This is a genomic window from Gloeocapsopsis crepidinum LEGE 06123 (genome assembly GCF_015207655.1).
GTDB lineage: Bacteria > Cyanobacteriota > Cyanobacteriia > Cyanobacteriales > Chroococcidiopsidaceae > Gloeocapsopsis > Gloeocapsopsis crepidinum.
Genome location: NZ_JADEWN010000032.1, coordinates 19,461 through 35,418 on the forward strand (window position 1 = coordinate 19,461; position 15,958 = coordinate 35,418).

At 40.7% G+C, this 15,958-nt stretch carries 25 protein-coding genes; 12 read left to right on the plus strand and 13 right to left on the minus strand.

The annotated features are described in order from the left end of the window. The first annotated feature begins 16 nt into the window (after positions 1 to 16). The 5 genes from IQ230_RS13810 to IQ230_RS13830 are packed head-to-tail and all read left to right on the plus strand — an operon-like array spanning position 17 to position 2,067. Entirely contained in the window at positions 17 to 595 is a 579-nt protein-coding gene (locus tag IQ230_RS13810; RefSeq protein ID WP_193932548.1) for a hypothetical protein, read from the plus strand. Positions 596 to 597: 2 nt separating this feature from the next. Beyond that, entirely contained in the window at positions 598 to 825 is a 228-nt protein-coding gene (locus IQ230_RS13815) for a hypothetical protein (protein ID WP_193932549.1), read from the plus strand. Beyond that, positions 826 to 1,281: a hypothetical protein gene (locus IQ230_RS13820; protein ID WP_193932550.1), complete on the plus strand. Its 456-nt coding sequence runs from the start codon at positions 826 to 828 to the stop codon at positions 1,279 to 1,281. It abuts the gene before it with no gap. A 4-nt stretch (positions 1,282 to 1,285) separates the two neighbouring features. Then, the gene (locus IQ230_RS13825) at positions 1,286 to 1,567 is read left to right on the plus strand and encodes a hypothetical protein (protein WP_193932551.1); all 282 of its coding nucleotides are present in this window, start codon (positions 1,286 to 1,288) and stop codon (positions 1,565 to 1,567) included. Next, entirely contained in the window at positions 1,567 to 2,067 is a 501-nt protein-coding gene (locus IQ230_RS13830) for a hypothetical protein (protein ID WP_193932552.1), read from the plus strand. The genes IQ230_RS13825 and IQ230_RS13830 overlap by 1 nt, the downstream gene beginning before the upstream one ends. Before the next feature lie 10 nt (positions 2,068 to 2,077). Here IQ230_RS13830 and IQ230_RS13835 read toward each other — a convergent pair whose 3' ends face one another. The 6 genes from IQ230_RS13835 to IQ230_RS13860 form a co-directional block, all read right to left on the minus strand. After that, positions 2,078 to 2,500: a helix-turn-helix transcriptional regulator gene (locus IQ230_RS13835; RefSeq protein ID WP_193932553.1), complete on the minus strand. Its 423-nt coding sequence runs from the start codon at positions 2,498 to 2,500 to the stop codon at positions 2,078 to 2,080. Continuing rightward, positions 2,500 to 2,700: a hypothetical protein gene (locus IQ230_RS13840; protein WP_193932554.1), complete on the minus strand. Its 201-nt coding sequence runs from the start codon at positions 2,698 to 2,700 to the stop codon at positions 2,500 to 2,502. Before IQ230_RS13840 ends, IQ230_RS13835 begins: the two co-directional genes overlap by 1 nt. Beyond that, complete coding sequence (locus IQ230_RS13845) at positions 2,697 to 2,957, minus strand: hypothetical protein (RefSeq protein ID WP_193932555.1); 261 nt, start codon at positions 2,955 to 2,957, stop codon at positions 2,697 to 2,699. The genes IQ230_RS13840 and IQ230_RS13845 overlap by 4 nt, the downstream gene beginning before the upstream one ends. Continuing rightward, on the minus strand, positions 2,954 to 3,205 hold the full coding sequence (locus IQ230_RS13850; RefSeq protein WP_193932556.1) for a hypothetical protein: 252 nt from the start codon (positions 3,203 to 3,205) through the stop codon (positions 2,954 to 2,956). The genes IQ230_RS13845 and IQ230_RS13850 overlap by 4 nt, the downstream gene beginning before the upstream one ends. Before the next feature lie 200 nt (positions 3,206 to 3,405). Next, entirely contained in the window at positions 3,406 to 3,711 is a 306-nt protein-coding gene (locus IQ230_RS13855; protein ID WP_193932557.1) for a hypothetical protein, read from the minus strand. Between the two features lie 106 nt (positions 3,712 to 3,817). Beyond that, the gene (locus tag IQ230_RS13860; protein ID WP_193932558.1) at positions 3,818 to 5,122 is read right to left on the minus strand and encodes a site-specific integrase; all 1,305 of its coding nucleotides are present in this window, start codon (positions 5,120 to 5,122) and stop codon (positions 3,818 to 3,820) included. A gap of 288 nt (positions 5,123 to 5,410) precedes the next feature. Here IQ230_RS13860 and IQ230_RS13865 point away from each other — a divergent pair, with 288 nt between their 5' ends. Continuing rightward, on the plus strand, positions 5,411 to 6,772 hold the full coding sequence (locus tag IQ230_RS13865) for an ABC transporter substrate-binding protein (RefSeq protein WP_228054905.1): 1,362 nt from the start codon (positions 5,411 to 5,413) through the stop codon (positions 6,770 to 6,772). A 223-nt stretch (positions 6,773 to 6,995) separates the two neighbouring features. Here the strand turns inward: IQ230_RS13865 and IQ230_RS13870 are convergent, their stop codons facing one another. Continuing rightward, positions 6,996 to 7,808 (minus strand): hypothetical protein, encoded by an 813-nt coding sequence (locus IQ230_RS13870; protein ID WP_193932559.1) that lies wholly within the window; start codon positions 7,806 to 7,808, stop codon positions 6,996 to 6,998. A gap of 352 nt (positions 7,809 to 8,160) precedes the next feature. On the opposite strand from IQ230_RS13870, the gene IQ230_RS13875 reads away from it, so the two are divergent. Continuing rightward, positions 8,161 to 8,805, plus strand: coding sequence for an SGNH/GDSL hydrolase family protein (locus tag IQ230_RS13875; protein ID WP_193932560.1), 645 nt, complete (start codon positions 8,161 to 8,163; stop codon positions 8,803 to 8,805). Positions 8,806 to 9,009: 204 nt separating this feature from the next. Here the strand turns inward: IQ230_RS13875 and IQ230_RS13880 are convergent, their stop codons facing one another. Beyond that, positions 9,010 to 9,564 carry a DUF2062 domain-containing protein gene (locus IQ230_RS13880; RefSeq protein WP_322742413.1) on the minus strand — a complete coding sequence of 185 codons (555 nt, stop codon included), beginning with the start codon at positions 9,562 to 9,564 and terminating at the stop codon, positions 9,010 to 9,012. Between the two features lie 202 nt (positions 9,565 to 9,766). Between IQ230_RS13880 and IQ230_RS13885 the strand changes: the two genes are divergently transcribed. Next, positions 9,767 to 10,192, plus strand: a complete 426-nt coding sequence (locus IQ230_RS13885) for an acyl-CoA thioesterase (protein ID WP_193932561.1) — start codon at positions 9,767 to 9,769, stop codon at positions 10,190 to 10,192. 67 nt (positions 10,193 to 10,259) lie between these two features. Here IQ230_RS13885 and IQ230_RS27400 read toward each other — a convergent pair whose 3' ends face one another. The 5 genes from IQ230_RS27400 to IQ230_RS13905 form a co-directional block, all read right to left on the minus strand. Then, positions 10,260 to 10,391, minus strand: a complete 132-nt coding sequence (locus IQ230_RS27400) for a hypothetical protein (protein WP_265576216.1) — start codon at positions 10,389 to 10,391, stop codon at positions 10,260 to 10,262. A 40-nt stretch (positions 10,392 to 10,431) separates the two neighbouring features. After that, positions 10,432 to 10,893, minus strand: coding sequence for a DUF29 domain-containing protein (locus IQ230_RS13890; protein ID WP_193932562.1), 462 nt, complete (start codon positions 10,891 to 10,893; stop codon positions 10,432 to 10,434). Positions 10,894 to 11,270: 377 nt separating this feature from the next. Beyond that, entirely contained in the window at positions 11,271 to 11,732 is a 462-nt protein-coding gene (locus tag IQ230_RS13895; protein WP_193932563.1) for a DUF29 domain-containing protein, read from the minus strand. Then, entirely contained in the window at positions 11,729 to 12,103 is a 375-nt protein-coding gene (locus IQ230_RS13900) for a hypothetical protein (RefSeq protein WP_193932564.1), read from the minus strand. Before IQ230_RS13900 ends, IQ230_RS13895 begins: the two co-directional genes overlap by 4 nt. A gap of 74 nt (positions 12,104 to 12,177) precedes the next feature. Further along, positions 12,178 to 12,390 (minus strand): hypothetical protein, encoded by a 213-nt coding sequence (locus IQ230_RS13905; protein WP_193932565.1) that lies wholly within the window; start codon positions 12,388 to 12,390, stop codon positions 12,178 to 12,180. Between the two features lie 222 nt (positions 12,391 to 12,612). Between IQ230_RS13905 and IQ230_RS13910 the strand changes: the two genes are divergently transcribed. From IQ230_RS13910 to IQ230_RS13925, 4 genes are all read left to right on the plus strand, one after another. Further along, entirely contained in the window at positions 12,613 to 12,864 is a 252-nt protein-coding gene (locus IQ230_RS13910) for a helix-turn-helix transcriptional regulator (protein ID WP_015189523.1), read from the plus strand. A gap of 94 nt (positions 12,865 to 12,958) precedes the next feature. Continuing rightward, positions 12,959 to 13,297 (plus strand): hypothetical protein, encoded by a 339-nt coding sequence (locus tag IQ230_RS13915; RefSeq protein ID WP_193932566.1) that lies wholly within the window; start codon positions 12,959 to 12,961, stop codon positions 13,295 to 13,297. Positions 13,298 to 13,656: 359 nt separating this feature from the next. Beyond that, positions 13,657 to 15,231 carry an AAA family ATPase gene (locus IQ230_RS13920; protein WP_193932567.1) on the plus strand — a complete coding sequence of 525 codons (1,575 nt, stop codon included), beginning with the start codon at positions 13,657 to 13,659 and terminating at the stop codon, positions 15,229 to 15,231. 529 nt (positions 15,232 to 15,760) lie between these two features. Continuing rightward, entirely contained in the window at positions 15,761 to 15,958 is a 198-nt protein-coding gene (locus tag IQ230_RS13925; RefSeq protein ID WP_193932568.1) for a hypothetical protein, read from the plus strand.

Below are 15,958 nucleotides of genomic sequence, written 5' to 3' on the forward strand. Positions count from 1 at the left end.
GTATAGAAATCAATTTATGCCAAAACCATTTTCGGATTTAGAAAAGCGTGCAATTGCGATTTTAGCCAGTGGTGGCAATCCTGCTAACTCTGCTGATCTAGAATTAGCTAGATACTGGCAATGGAAGATAAATCCTAGTAGTAGTGCGCATGATTTACCAGCAACATCAACTAGAACAACTGGGAGAAAAAAAGATCCGGTTTATTTACTTCCTTTCGCTGTAATTTTAGCAACTGATGTATTGGCTAAAGTACAAATGACACGACGTACAGCTGCAGCTTTACCTGCAAATGTAAAAACTGCGTGTGGTCATGAAGTATTAGGTTCTAAAAGCGGATATAGATTTAGAAGTTACAAGCCAGCTTATGTTTATTGGCGAACAGGAGCTTCAGAAACTTCAGATCCTAGAACTAGCCGGATTACGGGCAGAAAGTATAAAAGTGCTTTTACAGCAGGAGATGAAGGCTTTTTAGCGCCATTTGGAAAAACTGCATCGACCGACACTGAAGGGGCGAAACAGGAAGCAATTTTTGCTGCATTTCCCACCCCTAAACCAGCTTTGATCACTTTCACTCCCGAAAAGTACAGAGCTTAATTATGGACTTAAAGGAATCTATGCTTTTATGGATTCCTGTTGGCCAGGAATCCCAAGATGAAAATAATGATTTAATTCAAAAAGTGACTCAAGCTAATGGTGCTGTTTTGGATTTTTGCGATGGCATTATTAGCTTAGATGAAACTTTCCAAATAGCTGAATATTACGGTGCTGATGTTGATGATTATCGAGAAATATTAGATACAAACTTTAGATATTTGGGCGCGTGAATGTGGGATTTCACCAATACTCTAAACTGGGACCCAGTTTTAAGAAGAACCTACAACGCACAACCCGCAACAGCAGATGGCGATCAATTTATCCCTATTCCACCAATTACTACTGTCGTTGATAGCTCGATAATCATGATCGGGGCTAAAAATAGCTTGGCTAAACCGAGTTGGTACTTAGCAGGAAGTGTATCATCTCAGTTGCTCATTACGCCTAGCTCTACTACTGAATTCGTATCAGTTGTAGAAAACAGTAGGAAACGCATTGGATTGAATCGTCTCAATTTGTTTCGTTTTAACAATTACAATACTTCGCAAGTATTAATTGAAATTAATCTTGCTCGGTGGCATAAACAGATGTATTTAGAGGTTTGGAAATACTCCGGATCTATTGGCGATCTAGAAGCAGGATTAGCAAGAATCGAAAGCAAAATAGATACTTTAAATTCAGGCTAATCTTATGGATATAAATAAAGACTTTTCTTGCCCAATGAATTGCCCAAATCGCATGACGAAATTAAGTAAAGGATATTGCTTTTTATTTTCTATTTCAATTACTGCATTACTCGCTTGGCAATCTGTAGATCTTCAATATACAAAAGGTAACGGATTAGAGCTTAAAACTAGAGATGTGCCTCTAGCTTTACTACTACCATCAATGCTTTTAATCGCAGGAGCATTAGGAATAAATACAGATCCAATTGCTCAGAAACTTGGCGCTGTACTTACTGATAAACGATAATGAATCCATCCATTGAATTTCACTTATCTTTACCTTTAGCTAGCACTAAAGCACTCGCTAAAGGTTTTTTATTACTTAAATCCAATTCCAGTAGAGCGGGTATCAGATTACAAGCGACAAGCGGCTGTTCTGGGTTTCAGTATTCTGGTTCTTGGAAGTTGAAAGGGCGTGGTCCATTGCCTCCAAGTAAAGCAATTGAGCCTACTACTTGGAGCGTATCGACTCAAAGGCTTTGGCTACCACACGTTAAAGGCGTGGAGGGAAGTTTTTACGCGATCGCACCTTTTAGCGTACGTGTGGACGAAAAAACTACGAGGGGCGATTTTGGCATACATTTTGATGCGAATGTGCCAGGCAGTGCTGGTTGTATTGTGCTGCCAATACAAGATCACTGGGATGTGTTTCGTAAATGGATGGCAGATTTAGCACATCAAAAAATACAGCAAGTACCGTTGAGTGTAGTTTATACAGCACCTATGAAGGCAAAAGAAGCTGCCTAAAAACAACTTTTTAGCTTAATTCTTGAAGAACTACAGCAATGATATTATCTAGTTCTTTTTGCCATTCGCGTTTTGAGCTAATCCAGACACTATCGCATCTAAATTTGAGTTGATAGACAGCGTTGCAAATACGCACTCGCTTTTGCTTGTAAAACAATGTATCTCTGTAATGGTCTGGTGCTAAAGCAGCGTTAACTACGCAAGACTGATAGCTTTTTTGTTTTGGCTTGGGTTGATCGTGTAAGTAAGCGCGTAATTCTCTTTTATTACTGACACCGAATTTACGGTAAACCTTTTTTAAGTGGTAGTGAATATTAGGCACTGAATAGCCCATTTTTACAGCAATTTCAGCAGCATTGTAATCAGCGTAAATGAGGCGCACTATTCTTCGTTCTATTAAAGATAATGCCTCTAGCGTTTCTTCTGTAAGCATCAATCGTAGTCAAAATTTTCAGTTATGTATTCTACTAGTTTTTTATCTGATAATTTATTTAATTTTTCATAAGCTCGTCGCCTTATTTCTTTTGCCCATTCTGTAGCAGCGACGCCAGTATGTCGAGCGAGTTCTTTGCAAGCGATTGTAAATGCTATGGCTATCCAGATTGTTGTATAGGATTCTTTGAGCTTGGTCATACAAATAGTGTCCAGCGGTCGTCAATTATGCACCATCCGTATGTTTCTAAACGAAGCTTATCAAAGGTTGTCATTTCATCTTTAATAGTGCTGTAAGTTCCAAAATGAATTACATCAATGTGTGCTGATAATTCCGCATTCGGATCGTATCCACGAATTACAGCTATCCCTGTCATGAGTCGATCTATTTTAGTGATTTTCATTTGCAGCGATCGCCATTTCCAAAATCTACAGCTGTCATGATTTGAGTTTGTCACCACTTTAATTGAGCAATTTCGTTGTTTTCAATTAATTCAAAAAATGCGTTAACGATTTTTCCAAACTTAACCTCAATTTTAAGGTCTAAACATTTTTGGTAAACAGATATCGCATTAACTTGTTTGCCTTCTTTTTCAAGTGCAACTATCAAACACAACACAGCATCTTTTGTATTCTGTTGATCAAAAAGCGATCTAGCTGTATTGGTGCAGTCTTCTGCTGTGATGTAATCATCGGTATATGACATAGCGATCGCCTTTTTCAAAACCTATGGCTATAATAGCGGCGGATCGCTCGTTAAACCTTATTAAATAGTTGGTTCGGTTTGGGGTAGACCGAGCGATCTACTAACTGGGTTATAGAAGCGACGACTTTCACACACTCTCCTTTTTAGTCAAGCATGGAGCTACTGCCTCACTGTAATAGTGGGGTTTTTTATTGCATCCTCTAAAGTGGATCGATACCTATCTCTAATGCAGCATCCAACCATTTATTGATATCTGCAACCGAATCAATTTCATCTACTGACCTTCTAAGTGCTGCTTTTTCTGATTCAAATCCTGGAGAATTTAAATAGCAAGGGGCATTTATCCACAATTTTAAATAATACTGAATCAGTATGATTTGATTAAAAGTTGGTGCAGGCTGATCAGGTTCTGATCGATGATTAATATATGTTTCTATCGCTCCTGCTAACTTGCCGCTACTTTCTTGCATCCAGTACGGTGGCAATCCATTGTTTAATGTGTACATCTTTCCTCCTTAAATAAAAAAAGACTCTTACAAGGAGTTATAAGAGTCTAGTTACTTGTTACAATACCTGTATCTGCTTAATAATATTATAATCATTTTTTTGCAATTAAGGCTGTATTTCTGTAAACTTAATATCTTGTTCTAATTTAGTTATTTGTTCTCTTAGCCTTTTGTTTTCAACTGTTAGCAAGGCATTCTCAGTAATCAATGCCTTTCTTGATTTGTGATTGGCGTGTGTTGCTTCTAAATAAACTTCGATCATTGTGTCAATGCCTATCCAGCGTTGGTATTCCTTAACATGAGTTTCTACATCATGCCCCATGTATCTGGCCATGTCTGCAATCGGGATACCATACTTGTGTCCTCTGATTGCATATCCGTGTCTTAGGTCGTAAGCTCCTCTTTTCCAGTGTGGTGATTTGCGGAACTTTTTGTTTACCCAACTAACAATAGTTTCAATATTCTTGGCTCTTGTTTGGAGAGGACTGATATTTTTTAAATCAAATAATTCTACCCATTCAGGTTTTAGGGGCAGTACCTTTCTTTCTCCTGTTTTGCAATCAGAATCAACGCGAAAGATATGTAGTGTATTGCTTGAATGCGCATACTCTTCAAAATGCGGATTAATAAATATTTCTTCTGGCCTGAGTCCGTAAGTTGCTAACATCCCAAACACCCATTTTGTAGACTCATCTGGCATAGTTTCCCAAGCTTGGATAATTTCTTCATCACTAGGAATCTTGCGTTCTTTACGCTTAATTTTAGAAGGAGGACAAGCATAAGGAGTGAAATCGAATTCATATTTAATTGATTTGCAGACTGCTTTGAGTACTCGAATTAGATTGTTTCTGGTGACTGTATGTGCTTGTGTCTTTTTGATTGCTGTCAGGATTGATTGATCGTTAATTTTGGCATCTAAATCTAGCTTCTTAAATAAGTCTGCATAGGATTTATCCCAAGTACACAGAGATTTGCGGTTTTTAGATCTAGTGGTCCAATAATTTTGCTCAAAGAGTTCAACGCATTCCCTCCATGTTTGCGGTAGGGCAATCGCTTCGTTTTGTGGGGTGTAATCTTCCCAGGAAAAGCGATGCGATCGCATTAACTCATCTAAGTGAATCGCTTCCTTAAGGGCTTTTTTGATACCTTCGAGGGAAGCAAAGCATTTTAGGTGAGAGATGCGATATTGCTTTGTTCCTCGCTTACTTGTGGGTTTGTCTCCTGGTCGAGCTGGTAGTGTTGCCGTCAGTTGAATGCTGTTGGCATTTCGCATTAGGCGAACCTTAATGCCTTGCGCTTTTAGAAATTGATTAGCTTGATCTATTTCTTCAGCAATAACTTGGTGTACTAAATCGGCTTCTTGCTTTTGCTTAATTCTTTGTGCAGGGTATCGCAGATCCTTTTCTAGCATTTGGAATAATTTTGGAATAAATACTTGCAAGTACTAACTGAAAAGTCTTGCTATATAAACGATACAGCAAGACTTTTCTCTTATATAGCGGATTGCTAATCCGTTAAGGATGTCAACATCCTTCGAGGGTTCAAATCCCTCCCTCTCCGTTATCTAAGTTATCAAACTGCGAATTTTGAGTGAAGACTTAACAATTTCTCACTCTAATTATTTCAATGGTTGCCGTACAATCAAGCTCATTCCCTAATCGTAGAGAAGATACGACTGCATAAGCACAGGAGTGAGCAGATGAAAAGAATTGATGCTGTGAGAAGTCTATATCGACCTCAATGGCAAATAAAACCTAGTACCTTAGTGATTACCTTGACTGCCTTGGGTGCTGGTTTTTTGTTAGCGGCTTGTGAAAATACTCCTCCTGCGAACAATCCAGGAGCGAATAGCGCTTCTCCAGCAGCGACAACCACAACTGCAACTAGCAGTAATGATGGACTCAAGATTGGTTCGTTATTACCATCTACTGGAGACTTAGCTGCAATTGGACAGCAGATGGTAGATTCTGTCCCTTTAGTTGTCGAAACTGTTAATGCATGTGGTGGAGTTAATGGCAAGCCCGTGACACTCATTGCACAAGACGATCAAACTGATCCGCGTGCTGGTGCAGCAGCAATGACAAAACTCGCTGAAGTTGATCGAGTTGCTGGTGTCGTTGGATCTTTCGCTAGTAGTGTTTCGAGTGCTGCTGTTCCGATTGCAGTACGCAACAAAGTGATGTTAATTTCTCCTGGTAGTACTAGTCCGGTATTTACAGAACGAGCGAGTAAAGGTGAGTTTCAAGGCTACTGGGCACGTACTGCTCCACCAGATACCTACCAAGCGCTAGCCTTAGCCCAACTGGCAAATCAAAGAGGATTTAAGCGAGTTGCTACTGTAGTAATTAATAATGACTATGGCGTCGGTTTTGAACGCGCATTTGTTCAAGCCTTTAAGCAACTCGGCGGGACTGTTGTGAATGAAGCGAACCCGACGCGCTACGATCCCAAAGCAACAACCTTTGAAACTGAAGCTGCGGCAGCTTTTAATGGCGATCCTGATGCTGTAGTTGCAGTACTTTATGAAGAAACGGGTAGTTTACTCCTCAAGTCAGCTTATCAGCAGGGCGTTAGTCAGGGAGTACAAGTTATGCTGACTGATGGTGTGAAGTCGGCGGGCTTCCCTACAAAAGTAGGTAAATCGAGTGATGGCAAATATATTGTATCGGGAGCGATCGGCACAGTGCCAGGTGCTGACGGTCAAGCTTTACAAGCGCTTACGCAGCTATGGCAATCAAAAGAAGGTGGACCTCCTGGAGAGTATGTTCCTCAAGCTTGGGACGCTACTGCACTCCTCGTTCTCGCAGCGCAATCTGCTCAAGCTAACACGGGTGAAGGAATTGCAAGCAAAATTCGTGAAGTAGCAAATGCACCTGGAACCGAAGTTAGTGATGTTTGTGAAGGGTTAAGATTACTCCGTGAAGGTCAAGACATTAACTACCAAGGTGCGAGTGGTAATGTCGATGTCGATCAAAATGGTGATGTCGTCGGCGTTTATGATGTTTGGACGGTCAATGACGATGGAGAATTAGCAGTCACAGACAAAGTTAACCCGAAGTAAGTTAGAGGCGGGGAAATAGTGAGTGGTGAGTGACTAGTGACTAGTTTTGAATTTTGAGTTTTGAATAAAAAGAATTTTCTTAACTCAACACTCTAAAAGTTTTGAGTTTTGGAAAACGCAGCGTGCCAGAGGTATTAGAATTCTCAACTCTCTTAAACTCATAACTCAACACTCATAATTTATAATTCCCCGTTTTCTCTGCACCCCTGCGCCCTTGTGTTATTTAAAGGCCCAATCCGCCGAAGTTATAACCAACTCCAATGAAGAGTCCAAGATCGGTGTTATCAACAAACGCCACATTAAGCGCCGCTGTTGCTGTGAGTTGAGAGGTAATAGGAACGTCTACGCCACCTGTTAACACAGCTCCAAAAGTGCTATCTTCACCTGTGGAAATTGCTACACCTCCGCCTACGTAAGGAGCGATCGGCAAGGGATCTGTGAAAGCACCTACAGGCTGAAATGAGAAGTCGTAAGTAACAGGAACTAAAATAACTGCATTGTCCCCTAGCACAACAGAAGGACGTGTTGATAGAGTGTTTGTTAAACCAATTTTGCTAATGATTGCAAAATTACCACCGCCTAGGGCAGTGCTGCCATTATCACTCAAACCAATGTTACCAGCAACACCTATATAGCTAGAGCCACCAATTGTTGGTTGACCAGGATCAATAAGGATTTGAGCAACCTTGGAATTTTCTAAAGACGTGCTTTCTGTTGTCTGAGATGCAACTGGTGACTCTGTTAGAGGAGCAGATGAAGTCGCAGTTGTTCCAGGAGCAGGTACATTTCCTGGTGTTAGGGTAGCCAGCGTTCGTGTTTGTTGACTTTGAATTCTCTCTACTAAACCATTGCTAGATTTAGACTGGTCTACAGATGCTTCATGTGCAACAGGTTCAACAGCAGTAGTGTTCGCATCAACCGTCTCGGCATTGCAGACAGCGAAACCACTTCCAACTACAGCCATACCTGCTAGCAAAGGTACTAAAGAAATTGCTCTCAATTGGGAAGGATCGCGCTGAGCATGAGTTGTTTTCATAGTCACTCCTCAACCACCTTTGGATATATTTAATGAGAAACTTTGTACGTTTTTGGCTGACTTTTGCCAATATCTAACATTTAGCAGAGGAAACAGCAATTAGGATCTCCTAACTTGACAGATTTTTAAAACTGTGCACAGTAAGAGAAATCAAGAGCTTTATTTGCTAAAATTGTATGTTTGAGCAATAACACACACATAGTTTTTGTCTAAAAATAGACGAATTACAGAATTTAACGTTGATGTCTTATGTATGTCTAGCAGGTTGCAATTTATATGTGTTCAATTTATGGGCATCACAATACTTAAAAATGAACTAATAACAAAAACGTGCTAAATCTTAACCAATTGGATGAAGACTATTTTGTGTTTTGGCGACTCGAATACTTGGGGATGGAACCCTATTACACAGCAACGTTTTCCTCGTAATATCAGATGGACTGGGGTTTTGCAATGTCACTTAGGTAACGAATATCACGTGATTGAAGAAGGATTATGCGGACGAACCACTCTCCGCAAAGATATGTTTGAGCGTTATACCAGTGGTAAAGAGTATTTGATTCCTTGCTTAAGTTCGCACAAGCCAATTGCTCTAGTCATTATTATGCTAGGTACTAACGATTTGAAACATCGTTTTGCAGCTTCTGCATTGAATATTGCTAAAAGTGCTGGAGTTTTAGTGAAAATTGTTCAACGCAGTAAAACAGGAACTCATGGTACTGCCCCAACAGTGTTATTAATAGCACCACCACCAATAAAGGAACTAGGAGATTATGGTAGAATGTTCAGAGGAGCTGAAACTAAGTCAAAAGAGTTTGGTAGACTTTACGAAGCAGTTGCTCAAAGCTCCAAATGTGCTTTTTTAGATGCAGCAAAATATATCACTTCAAGTAATATAGATGGAATTCATTTTGATGCAAATGAACATCTAAAACTAGGTGAAGTAGTAACTGGTGTAGTCAGAGAGATTTTTCAGAATGAACCGATATCGAGTTAATTTAAAGACCTCGTTCTTGATTAATTACAGTAATAAAAGTAATAGAAGTTTGCTATATGTAGTAAATATATCTCAATTAATGAACAGACAAGATACATACCACATATTTACAATCTAATACAGTCAATCTACTCTACTTGATAGAATTAAAATTATTTTAATTAGTAACTAATAAAATGAATTTGTTATAGCTATTAAGTTAATTTATTTATTTACGTGCTTTTGATTAGTTTTTTTTAGGGGAAGACTTTTAGCACCAAAAGATAATTGCTCTTGACGTATTTTTTGTCTCAGCTGTTGGTTGATTGTGTGACGACGTAAATAGCGGATTAGAGGTATGGAAACAAAATAACAAGCGATCGCACAGAGTAACCCAACAACAAAGCAGCCAGTAAATAGTGCAACTATAAACTCAGTACCTACCTCTACAAATGTCTGCCAATCTGCTATTGCTTCAGTAGTAAATGTTAAATCAAAATTGAGCAGCCAACGTCCAGTCTGAAAATTAAACAGCAAAATTGGCACATAAGTCAGCGGGTTACTGATCCAGGTACCTGCTGCTGCCATTAGCTTGTTACCCTTTAGTAAAGTTGCTAATGCTACTCCCACGATGGTTTGCAGCCCAAATAAGGGAAATAATCCAGCAAATACGCCAGCAGCTAAACCTCGTGCAATGTATCGCGGAGTTCCTCTGACATGTAGTATGCGCCAAGAAAAACTGCGAACTTGTCGTATCCAGTGCCATCTAGACTTCTTCACTATTGCTTTGACTTCATCAAGTAGATGTAGCTCTATTTTTGGTATCTATTTACTGATTTCAGTTTTTGCGGAAAAAAATATAGAGTTTGAAATAGCGATCGCATCACCTACAAATAAGCTTAAGCTAAAAAAGCCATAACTTGCTCGTCAGAAAATACTGATATATAGCGAAGAAATTGTATTGCATTTAACATATTAAGTTATGAATCAAGACAAGCTTTTACCCTTTGAGACTTCTTTGTCGTTGGCTGTTAGAACTTACGATATAGATTTTGCAGGGATTGTTAGTAATATTGTATTTATTCGGTGGTTAGAAGATTTACGCTGCGAAATTTTGGTTAATCACTTATCTATTGCAGATCAATTACAAAATAGTATAGCTCCACTACTAATCCAAACTAAAATTGATTATAAAAAATCGATTACTATGACAGATAAGCCTATGGGTAAAATGTGGATTAGTAAGCTAAAAGCATTCAAGTGGTTTGTTAATGCTGAAATAGCTGTAGATGGTATTGTTATGGCTACAGCTGAACAAACAGGTTGTTTTATTGACCTAACGACAAGACGTCCGGTTCCCGTACCTCCAGAACTCCAGCAAAAATATTTAGAGTACAATCAAATTTAAATCACCTTAAGATTGAAGACTCAACACTACTAGCAATCTATATGTGTTGGTTACTCAATTTTGTTGTTTAAACCAGGCTTCTTAGCAGGTAAATAGCACGTAAAGACAGCCGTATACCTCGCGCTTTGATCGCAGCAACGCCGACATTAGCAGCTTTGAGTTTGCCGTTAGCTTGATTGAGTTGTCGGTCAAAATTCATTTGGACTAAATTTGGCTTAAATCATTGTGCATATACGAGACTAATAGGGTAGCTCCTCATCGCCAGGGAGAAATCTAAAGTCAAGAATTTGATCTGCTGAGTAAGAACACTCAGTGGGAAACACATCAGCTGGCAGTCCAGTTTCTAGCGTCGCTATTTCAGTAGCATCGGTGTAAGCTTCTGGTACTAATTCTGCTACACGCGGTTTCAGGCTTGGTTGTTGTTTGAATAGCCGTGCAATGCGTTTTCTACCATTTAAAATTGAACCTTGCCAACTCCGACTACGCGCTTCGGGTTGATACTCCCACTTAAGTAAATGCGTGAGAATTACAACTAAATAACTCTCTAATGCGTGTTCATTACTGCGGTTCAATCCCTCTAATTCCTCAATCAAATTATCAATGTCTAGATCGTCCCATTGATGACTTTTGAGACTATCAATTTGGCTTGCTAACCATAGCCCGTAATCTGTATCGTAAAGATTGCTTGTATTTGCACTCATAGTTCTTGATCCTCTCCTAGTAATTCCCACGGTGCATTTTCAATCAATGCCTTGAATTGCAATAGATAATCCCACGACCGACTATACTTAAATTCTCCCTTTTGTGCGGGGTTATTGCCGTAATTTTGGCGCTTATCTTCGATGAATTGATTGATAGCTTTAAGCTGCCCTTAATTTTTATTCAATTGGATAAATATCCTGCTAGGAGATGAGCAGTGAACGTAGAAGTGCCCATCTATATGAATGCCAGGACCCGGACTTGAACCGGGGACACGAGGATTTTCAGTCCTCTTGTCTTATACGGAAAAATAAGGGTTTCGGCTTGCGCTAAAACCCTTTGGACTAAACTTGGACTAAAACCTCATGTATATATAAGGTTAGTCGGGTAGCTCCTCATCACCAGGGAGAAAATCAAGGTCAAGAATTTGACTGATCGAATAAGGACACTCTGGAGGGAAAGTGTCAGATGGCATTCTGGTTTCGCGGCAAGCTATTTCAACACCATCAGCATAAGCATCTGGCAAGATTTCTGGTATGTACGTTTTGAGGCTTGGTTGTTCTTTCAATAGTCGAGCAATGCGTTTTCTACCATTAAAGATTGAACCATTCCAACTTCCAGTACGTGCAGATGGTTGATACTCCCACTTGAGTAAATGCGTGAGAATTACGACTAAATAACTCTCTAATTCACGCTTATTGCTGCGGTTCAATCCTTCTAATTCCTCAATTAAATTATCAATGTCTAGATCGTCCCATTGATGGCTTTTGAGACTATCAATTTGACTGGCTAACCATAGCCCATAATCTGTATCGTAAAGCTTACTTGTATTTGCACTCATAGTTTTTGTTTCTCTCCTAGTAACTCCCACGGTGCATTTTCAATTAGTGCCTTGAACTGCAATAGGTAATCCCACGAGCGACTATATTTAAATTCTCCCTTTTGTGCGGGATTGCTGCCGTATTCTTGCCGTTTATCTTCGATGAATTGCTCGATAGCTTTGAGAATGGTTTCTTGCGGTGTTTCTTTGTCTCTTGCCCAACGTTCGATAATGTCAGTTCGAGAGGTATTATGAGCATCGGCAAGTTCGCCTAAACTTTGCCATGCAGTATCGGTAAGCCTAATAGATCTAAGGGTTTTAGGCGCATCATAGGCTACTGAGAATTTACCGTTATCGTCTCGCACGGCATCACGAAATATGTTATTATTCATGTGGTTCTATGTGTGTTTAGTATACCACGTATATACATGAGAGCGCTACTCATGTATATACGTGATATCAAGTATTAGTTATTGCCTTTCGAGTTGATGCGTGGAAAGTCATGCCCGATAGCGCTAATAGCTTTGACCATATCGAGCAGTGTTGCTATATCTTCAATGCTATAATCAGGACTAACTTCTGCTAATAAAGCAGCATCAGTGAGGTGATTTATTGCATCACAGAGATGGTCGTGAATCCTGCTATTAGCTAATTCACGCTTTACCTGTGTAAGATCCATATTTGTGTCCTATAGTGTGAAGTTTTTTGTAATACCAGATAGCTAAGCGACACTACGACTTACAAGCTGTACATCTGGATGCGAAACTAATTACAAGGGCAGGTATTTGTAAAGGGAATTCCTAATACGAAATGCCTGTCCTTTTGTGTTGTCTATCTGCTCACACTTTAGTGTGATCTGAAACAAATGTCAACTATTGTGTGGATATAAAAGTATGGTATTATGCAAGAAAGCGACCAAGAAGGTGATTTGACTTTGAAGTTACTTCGAGAGAGGACTGGACTTAGCCAGGAAAAGCTCGGTAGGCGACTGGATTTGAGCCTTCGGACAGTTGGAGATTGGGAGACTGGTAAGAAAATCCCGCGATTTGATAATGCCATCGCCCTAGCCCGTGAGCTAGGAGTATCTCTAAAAACGCTTGCCAAAGCGATGAAACTTGATGTAGAAGGAGTACCAGATGATGAATCAGACTGATTAATCAAAATGCGAGGATTTACCCTTGTATTTACCAGGTAAACCCTCGCATCTTTGATGAGTCCATCTACCAGATCAACTCATCAAAGACATAATGGAGCTACTGCTAGTAGCCCTCTGCCTGTCAATTCTGGCATTAAGTGCAGTGGGCATATTAATTGCGGCTATAAGAGTCATGCGCCCCTCGGTGCGACTAGTACAAACATATCAAAGACCGCGATCGTCACGACAGCGATCCAACAAAAAGCAGCCAGTGCGATTGCACCACAAGAGCGCAGATCGCCAACTGCAAAGCAAACTATTCTCCATGACTATGGATCGAGCAACAGCATTGCGACTAATTGAAGGACTTCGAGAGCTTGAGCCTGGAAGACCTGAAAATTGGTACTGGGAAAAAGCAATCGACGACCTCATTCGAGATCGTCGTCGCTAGTTCCCGTAAGTTGTTGTATCCGTTGATCGGAGAATTTCAGTAAATTCTCGATAGTACAGATGTTGCAACTACGTTTAGATAAAGGAGGCAAGAAACCGAAAACCAGCACCAGCTTAGATTTGGACGATCGAGATGGGAGCTGGTTTTCTAATTTGCAAACAGTTTTAGCAATTAACTAAATAACCGTCGTCGTGATTTAAATCACTGCACAACCGTCACGTTTACTGTCGTAAACCGTCGTAAACCGCCTAAACCGTCGCACCTTCAATCTATCAAATAAGAAGGTGATTGAACACAGTAGAAAATAGCGCAGCTACTGGACTTCGACGGAGTGAAGTAGCTGCGCCTGAGAATTAAATATGCTCGAAGACTGGAAACCGTCAAGCTTTCCTGACAATGACTTCTTAGCAAAATGTCAGCGAGGAGACGCAAGGTTAATCGATATCGAGTCTTACTTTGAAATTCTAAAAGATTTTATCCTGCGCTTTCCAATTAACGATCCGCGCCGATGTCAAGCAGAAGAGCATTACTTTCAAATAGAAAAGATTCTAGAGCGGATGAACCCGCCACAATACACGCAAATTGACCCTAATACTGCATTCGCTTCACCCGCATCATCATCACCCGTTAAGCGTCCCCGCCAACCGAGAGAGAAAACATTAGGGGAACTTGAATCAGAAATCATTGCAGCCGCCACTAGCTCAAATCCTAAGCTTGCCCTAACACAAGTAGCCGCGCTTAACGGCTTTCAATACAGCCTAGTTGAACACTTCGCGACATCGCTAATCGAGCAACAGGGATTAGGAGGCGACTACGACTTACAAAAGCAAGCCTACACCGATTGCATTCGAGCGATCCGCGAACTCGAACTCAAAGAAGATCCAGGAGAGAAAGACTGGAAGCTATTCGATCTAGCACGCAAGTACGGGCGCTCGAAAAGCGAGATGCTCGACAACTATTACAAATCGCTCCTCGTACAGCATCTCGAAGATCCGATCAGCCTGCAAGAATTCCTTGAGAAGAACCCCGACGGGCAAAAATGGCTGTTACGCGGTTGGATACCCGAAAGATCGATCACTCTGTTTCACGGTCACGGCGGTATCGGCAAGACGCTCTACACGCATCACTTAATCAAGCACATTGTCACGGGCGTTGATTGGGAAGAATACAAGGTTCGTGAGGGTAAAAATGGCGTTTTGTACGTTCAGACCGATACGCCACTGCCAACCGCTGTAGAAGCGCTCAAGAATGCTGATATCCCGATTGACGCGCCAATTCAACTTCAAGGCGATTGGCGAATTGAGTTCATGCATTACCTCTATCGCTGGATCGAGCAACAGCGACCAGCGTTAGTAATCATCGACTCGCTCTCGTCAGCTTGCCGATTCTCAACTGTCAGCGAGAATCAAACCGAATATGCACGTCCAATCCTCCAGTTGCGTGACATTGCCTCAGAGTTCGGCTGCTCGTTCATTATCATTCATCACTCGAACGGCGAAGGCGAAGCGCGTGGCTCAAAAGCGATCCGCGCTGCTGTGGACCAGGTATGGAAGATCGACCGCGCCACAAAAAACGAAGAGGATCCGAAACGCATTCTCACGATCCAGAAATCGCGGTCCAGGGCAACCAAGCGCTACGAGCTTGAGTTTGATGATGAAGAGTTTTCGTGGAATCTGCTAGAGCCTGAAGACGAAAACGGGGAACCAATTCAAAACCGCAGCGCTCGCTGGCTGATCGTTAATCACCTGCACAAAAACAAGGGCGATAGATTCTGTATTCAAGACTTGGCGCAGACAGTAAAGATCTCAGAGGCAACCGTAAGAAAGGAATTATCAGGTTTAGCTCGTGAGGGAGCGATCGACAAAATACGCAATCCTAATTGGAATTCGCAGTTTGACCGCGTACCTAGATATTTGTATTTAATGTCATCGTAGTTTATGTAACTCAGTACATTTTTGTGCCCTCACTGATGTGATATTGCAAAATGGCTGAAACCCGCGTGGTTGACTGTTTGATCCGTTGGCAATCGCTGAAACCCGCGTGGTTGACTGTTTGATCCGTTTGACCGTTTTTATGGAGCATCTGCGGATCAAACAAGGATCAATTGGATCAAACAGTCAACCACGCGGGTTTCAGGCGGATCAAACAAGGATCAAACAAGACTTTTACGGATCAAACAGTCAACCATGAGGGTTTCAGCCATTTTGCGGTATCAAGATGACATTAATTAAGAATCTTATTGACAATAATTTCTTAACCCCTTGGATCAAACAGTCAACCACGCGGGTTTCAGAAACCTTATTGAGAATTAACGGATCAAACAGTCAACCACGCGGGTTTCAGCCGTTTTTGTACGGTTTTTACTTAGGTAATTACCAAAAAATAGGTATTAATTAACACAATGGCAATGTATTAATAAATACCAGTGTTTACAAATCTCAACATTTAGTTTTTTGTATAAAAATGAACAGACTAAATCTTTGGCGATATCAATACAAAGGCTTCTGGATTAGAGTTTTTATAGACATCACAGAATCCCAACGATTTAATTACGTCGCCTGTGTCGAGCTACCACGTAGTGGCATCATTCAAACCACACATTTATCAAGCAAAGAAGAAGCAGAATTTGCAGCAGAAGAAATAATTGATAGCTGGAACTAA

Bases quoted from the DNA above. Each gene is read 5' to 3' on its own strand.
- IQ230_RS13825 (WP_193932551.1), top strand. From the start codon at position 1,286: ATGGATATAAATAAAGACTTTTCTTGCCCAATGAATTGCCCAAATCGC.
- IQ230_RS13820 (WP_193932550.1), top strand. From the start codon at position 826: ATGTGGGATTTCACCAATACTCTAAACTGGGACCCAGTTTTAAGAAGA.
- IQ230_RS13860 (WP_193932558.1), bottom strand. From the start codon at position 5,122: ATGCTAGAAAAGGATCTGCGATACCCTGCACAAAGAATTAAGCAAAAG.
- IQ230_RS13890 (WP_193932562.1), bottom strand. From the start codon at position 10,893: ATGAGTGCAAATACAAGCAATCTTTACGATACAGATTACGGGCTATGG.
- IQ230_RS13865 (WP_228054905.1), top strand. From the start codon at position 5,411: ATGAAAAGAATTGATGCTGTGAGAAGTCTATATCGACCTCAATGGCAA.
- IQ230_RS13855 (WP_193932557.1), bottom strand. From the start codon at position 3,711: ATGTACACATTAAACAATGGATTGCCACCGTACTGGATGCAAGAAAGT.
- IQ230_RS13840 (WP_193932554.1), bottom strand. From the start codon at position 2,700: ATGACCAAGCTCAAAGAATCCTATACAACAATCTGGATAGCCATAGCA.
- IQ230_RS13905 (WP_193932565.1), bottom strand. From the start codon at position 12,390: ATGGATCTTACACAGGTAAAGCGTGAATTAGCTAATAGCAGGATTCAC.
- IQ230_RS13830 (WP_193932552.1), top strand. From the start codon at position 1,567: ATGAATCCATCCATTGAATTTCACTTATCTTTACCTTTAGCTAGCACT.
- IQ230_RS13835 (WP_193932553.1), bottom strand. From the start codon at position 2,500: ATGCTTACAGAAGAAACGCTAGAGGCATTATCTTTAATAGAACGAAGA.
- IQ230_RS13895 (WP_193932563.1), bottom strand. From the start codon at position 11,732: ATGAGTGCAAATACAAGTAAGCTTTACGATACAGATTATGGGCTATGG.
- IQ230_RS13925 (WP_193932568.1), top strand. From the start codon at position 15,761: ATGAACAGACTAAATCTTTGGCGATATCAATACAAAGGCTTCTGGATT.
- IQ230_RS27400 (WP_265576216.1), bottom strand. From the start codon at position 10,391: ATGAATTTTGACCGACAACTCAATCAAGCTAACGGCAAACTCAAAGCT.
- IQ230_RS13910 (WP_015189523.1), top strand. From the start codon at position 12,613: ATGCAAGAAAGCGACCAAGAAGGTGATTTGACTTTGAAGTTACTTCGA.
- IQ230_RS13810 (WP_193932548.1), top strand. From the start codon at position 17: ATGCCAAAACCATTTTCGGATTTAGAAAAGCGTGCAATTGCGATTTTA.
- IQ230_RS13900 (WP_193932564.1), bottom strand. From the start codon at position 12,103: ATGAATAATAACATATTTCGTGATGCCGTGCGAGACGATAACGGTAAA.
- IQ230_RS13815 (WP_193932549.1), top strand. From the start codon at position 598: ATGGACTTAAAGGAATCTATGCTTTTATGGATTCCTGTTGGCCAGGAA.
- IQ230_RS13850 (WP_193932556.1), bottom strand. From the start codon at position 3,205: ATGTCATATACCGATGATTACATCACAGCAGAAGACTGCACCAATACA.
- IQ230_RS13920 (WP_193932567.1), top strand. From the start codon at position 13,657: ATGCTCGAAGACTGGAAACCGTCAAGCTTTCCTGACAATGACTTCTTA.
- IQ230_RS13885 (WP_193932561.1), top strand. From the start codon at position 9,767: ATGAATCAAGACAAGCTTTTACCCTTTGAGACTTCTTTGTCGTTGGCT.
- IQ230_RS13870 (WP_193932559.1), bottom strand. From the start codon at position 7,808: ATGAAAACAACTCATGCTCAGCGCGATCCTTCCCAATTGAGAGCAATT.
- IQ230_RS13875 (WP_193932560.1), top strand. From the start codon at position 8,161: ATGAAGACTATTTTGTGTTTTGGCGACTCGAATACTTGGGGATGGAAC.
- IQ230_RS13915 (WP_193932566.1), top strand. From the start codon at position 12,959: ATGGAGCTACTGCTAGTAGCCCTCTGCCTGTCAATTCTGGCATTAAGT.